We start from the raw sequence: 1,378 nt of genomic DNA, 5'->3' as shown, positions 1-1,378 counted from the left end.
GGTTCTAAAATATCCGTTGGGGAGTAACCTCCTCAACGGATATTTTTGTGCAAAAAGATAGCACTTGTTTTTCCAATAGCCTAAAATTAAATCACCACAAAATAATAAAGGGGGAAAACAAGTGCAAAGTCATATTACCACATTACTTTTAGGAATCCAAGATGTTGAGGTTATCGGTGTAGCAGAAGATAAACACCGTATTATTATTGATTGTACTCTACGCCACGATCGGGTATGCCCTCATTGTGGCTCATCCCATGCCTGGGTACACGATCACCGGGAGCAAGTGCTTCGGGATGCACCGATGCGTCGAAAGCATGTCTTTCTTCGTGTGCGTAAAACCCGTTATGACTGCAAGGGTTGTGGCATGCGCTTTGAAGCTCCCCTTTCCTTTGCCGCCAAGGGGAAGCAGATGACAAAGCGTTTAATTGCTTATGTGGTGGATGCCTTTCGAGATATTCGATCGGTTGCCGAGCTTTCGAAGGAGATCGGTATTTCTACGACGAGTATTTTCCGTATCGTTGCGTGCTTGTTTGTGCCCCGTAAAAGATTACCCCGTGTTTTTTGTATGGATGAGTTTAAGGGCGATAGTGGTGGAAGCAAGTACCAAACGACCTTGGCGGATGGAGAAGCAAAAGAGATTGTGGATATTCTTCCCACACGTTACAGTAAGGATTTAGATGCGTATTTTTCTTCCATTGATCGAGAGGAACGACAAGGGGTTGCGATCTTTGTCAGTGATATGTGTGGTACCTTTAAAGGCGTGAAAGAGAATTTCTTCCCAAAAAGTATCCATGTCATTGACCGGTATCATTTCATTCGCCAAGTCCATTGGGCATTGGAAAATGTACGGAAGCGAGAACAAAAACGGATGACGGTGACGGAGAGAAAGTGGTTTAAAAGAAGCCGAAGTCTGTTAAAGAAGCCGGCTCAGAATCTGACTGAAACGGAAAAAGGTCTTGTCGCCACCATGCTCGAAAAGAGCGATGCCATTCGAACCGCTTATATCTTAAAAGAAGGCTTTTACACCTATGTCCTGTCACAGCAAAACAAAGAAGCCGCGGCTACTGCTCTTTCAACTTGGATAGAAGAGGCTAAGAAAAGCGGGTTAAAAGAGTGGCGTTACTGTTTACGTGCCTACAGAAACTGGTTTGACGAGATTACCAACAGCTTTAATTACCCATGGAATAACGGCTACATAGAAGGAACACACAACAAAATTAAGACAGTGAAGCGTGTCGCCTTTGGTATGCGCAACTTTCATCATTTCCGAACGAAACTGCTCTTGGTCTGTTCAAAAGATCGGTGATGAATGGTATTTAGGAAAACAAAAAGGAGCCTAGTTTTCACTAGACTCCCCAATGGTTGACATAGAACC

Annotated in this window: 1 protein-coding gene; it reads left to right on the top strand. The window is 43.9% G+C overall.

The features are described 5' to 3' along the window. The first annotated feature begins 121 nt into the window (after nucleotides 1–121). Entirely contained in the window at nucleotides 122–1,309 is a 1,188-nt protein-coding gene (locus HMPREF1863_RS01490; RefSeq protein WP_068366725.1) for an ISL3 family transposase, read from the top strand. Nucleotides 1,310–1,378: the final 69 nt, after the last annotated feature.

The organism is Aedoeadaptatus coxii (assembly GCF_001553115.1).
Taxonomy (GTDB): Bacteria; Bacillota; Clostridia; order Tissierellales; family Peptoniphilaceae; genus Aedoeadaptatus; species Aedoeadaptatus coxii.
Note: the sequence above shows the minus strand (reverse complement) of the source record. Positions and strands in the feature narration are given on the sequence as shown.